This window comes from Nocardia arthritidis NBRC 100137, from assembly GCF_001612765.1.
GTDB lineage: Bacteria > Actinomycetota > Actinomycetes > Mycobacteriales > Mycobacteriaceae > Nocardia > Nocardia arthritidis.
Genome location: NZ_BDBB01000017.1, coordinates 127,918 through 130,300, shown reverse-complemented (window position 1 = coordinate 130,300; position 2,383 = coordinate 127,918). Strand labels below are relative to the sequence as shown.

Annotated in this window: 4 protein-coding genes; 3 read left to right on the top strand and 1 reads right to left on the bottom strand. The window is 63.4% G+C overall.

Annotated features, from left to right (window positions below):
- Positions 1-172: 172 nt before the first annotated feature.
- Complete coding sequence (locus NA8_RS14325; RefSeq protein ID WP_063050876.1) at positions 173-529, bottom strand: winged helix-turn-helix transcriptional regulator; 357 nt, start codon at positions 527-529, stop codon at positions 173-175.
- Between the two features lie 143 nt (positions 530-672).
- Here NA8_RS14325 and NA8_RS14320 point away from each other — a divergent pair, with 143 nt between their 5' ends.
- From NA8_RS14320 to NA8_RS14310, 3 genes are all read left to right on the top strand, one after another.
- Complete coding sequence (locus NA8_RS14320) at positions 673-1,542, top strand: NAD(P)-dependent oxidoreductase (RefSeq protein WP_063050875.1); 870 nt, start codon at positions 673-675, stop codon at positions 1,540-1,542.
- A gap of 142 nt (positions 1,543-1,684) precedes the next feature.
- Positions 1,685-1,903 (top strand): hypervirulence associated TUDOR domain-containing protein, encoded by a 219-nt coding sequence (locus NA8_RS14315; RefSeq protein WP_063050874.1) that lies wholly within the window; start codon positions 1,685-1,687, stop codon positions 1,901-1,903.
- 4 nt (positions 1,904-1,907) lie between these two features.
- A complete protein-coding gene (locus tag NA8_RS14310) occupies positions 1,908-2,237 on the top strand; it encodes a DUF3140 domain-containing protein (protein ID WP_063050873.1) in 330 nt (109 codons plus the stop codon).
- The last annotated feature ends 146 nt before the right edge of the window (positions 2,238-2,383 follow it).

Here is a 2,383-nt window from a genome sequence, read left to right as displayed (position 1 = left end):
CTGCGCTGCCACCCACATCTTGCAAAAGTTGTGACGTGGAACATACGACGGGCCCGGTTATGCGTCAATTACACCGGGTGTGCACAAAAGTAACTAAAGTTACCAACTAGTAGCTTGATCTTCCGCTGAACGGTGTTGCCCGAGTGAAACATTCACTTTTGAAGGATTCACCTCAGGACTGCTGATGCACGCGCAGCGCCCCGATCCGACCGATCCGGTCCCGCCCCCAGGCGCCCAGCGGCTCCAGTGCGGCGTTGAGCGCGACGCCGATCTCGGTCAGCCGGTACTCCACGCGCGGCGGCACTTCGCGATAGACGGTCCTGCTCACGATCCCGTCCTCCTCCAGCTCCCGCAGCTGCTGGATCAGCATCTTCTCCGAGACCCCCGGCAGCCCCTTGCGCAGCTCGCCGAAGCGCCGCACACCGTGGTTCTCCAGCTCCCAGAGAATCAGCGCCTTCCACTTGCCGCCGACCACATCCATCGCGGCGTCGATACCGCAGAAGTACGGCCCCGATCGCTTCGCACCCACCGTCCACCTCGCTACCAGCTCACAAACCAATTGGTAAGTACCGGACAAAATAGTAGGTACTTGCCTCTCTTTCTGGCAACGAGCACTCTTGTTCACAGCGCGCTGACCAGGAAATTTCTCGAACCCAAGGAGCTGAACCCGCAATGGCGGAGACCACGAAGACCCCGGTGACCATCCTGGGGCTCGGTGCGATGGGCCAGGCGCTGGCCGCGACATTCCTGAAGGCCGGCGTGCCGACAACCGTCTGGAACCGCACCCGGGGCAAGGACGCCGAACTTCTCGCGGCCGGAGCCGCCACCGCCGCGACCGTCACCGAGGCGATCGGCGCCGACGGCCCGATCGTCGCCGTACTGCTCGACCACGCCTCGGTGCACGCCACCCTCGACCCGGTCGCTGCCCGACTGGCTGGACGACAACTGATCAACCTGACCAGCTCCGCCCCCGACGAAGCTCGCGAACTCGCCGCGTGGGCCGCCAGCCACGACTGCGACTACCTCGACGGTGGAATCATGGCGGTGCCACCCATGATCGGCCAGCCCGGCGCGTCCATTCTCTACAGCGGCTCCCGGACGGTCTTCGACACGCACCGCGAAACCCTCGAATTGCTCGCTGCCGCGGAATACTTCGGCGAAGACGCGGGCTTCGCCTCGACCTACGACTTCGCCCTGCTCGCCACCATGTACGCCATGTTCGGCGGCTTCCTGCACGGCGCGGCCATGATGCGCTCCGTCGGCGTCTCGGCCGCCGAATTCGGCCGACGAGCCGCCGCGTGGGTCGGCGCCATGACCCAGTCCTTGCCACATCAGGGGGCCGTCATCGACACCGCCGCATACACCGACCCGGTCCAATCCATCGCGTTCCACAAAGCCGCACTGGACGCGATAAACCGCGCCAGCCGCGACGCGAACGTCACCCTCGACTTCGTCGCCCCCTTGAAAAACCTCCTCGACCGTCAGGTCGCCGACGGCCGCGGCGCGCTGGGATTCGAACGAACATTTGAAGAACTCCTCTGACCCGCACGTCACGCCTTCACTTCCGCGATCCCTCCCGCACTGCTGCCCAAACGATGCAGCATCGCTTCAGCTATCGGTTTGCGGCCTCCCGGCCGGGGTACCACATGCAGGTCGGGAACGGGGAACAGGTAAGGAATCTGCCATGAGCAAGCGGTCCTTCAGCAAAGGCGACAAAGTGGAATGGAAGAGCCACGGCAGTACCGCCGAAGGCGAGGTGGAAGACGTGATCACATCCGACACCGAAGCCTCCGGGCGGACCGTCCGGGCATCCGAAGAAGATCCGCAGTACCGGGTGCGCAGTGCGAAAAGCGGTCGTGACGCGGTGCACAAACCCGACGCTCTTCATCGGCAGGACGATTGAAATCATGACGACAGACAAGAAAGACACGCGTGCGGAATTCGACAACATCGTCAATATGACGGCGAAAGAACTACGTCGTTGGCTCGACACCGACGAGTCGAAATCGGTGGGACAGAAATCGGAAGGCGGCGGCGAGTCGACCGGGCACAGGAGCGGACGCCGCATCGTGGACATCCTCGAGAAGAACGACTTGACCGACGACGACTACGCGCACATGCGCAAAGTCGTCGGCTACACGCACCGCCATCTCGAGCAACGACCTTCCGGGGACATAGTCGACAGCAAGTGGCGCTACTCGCTTATGAACTGGGGCCACGATCCGCTCAAACCCTGACGGAGGCCGCCGCAATTGCGAGGACGACTCGGCATCCGATCTAGGTGTACTGACCACGGACGTTGGTAGCGGCGTGTCGGGTTGATAGGGGGAGAACCTCCGGGTGGGGTGTGGCTTGTCGAAGGTCACGCCCACACGTCCGGAGG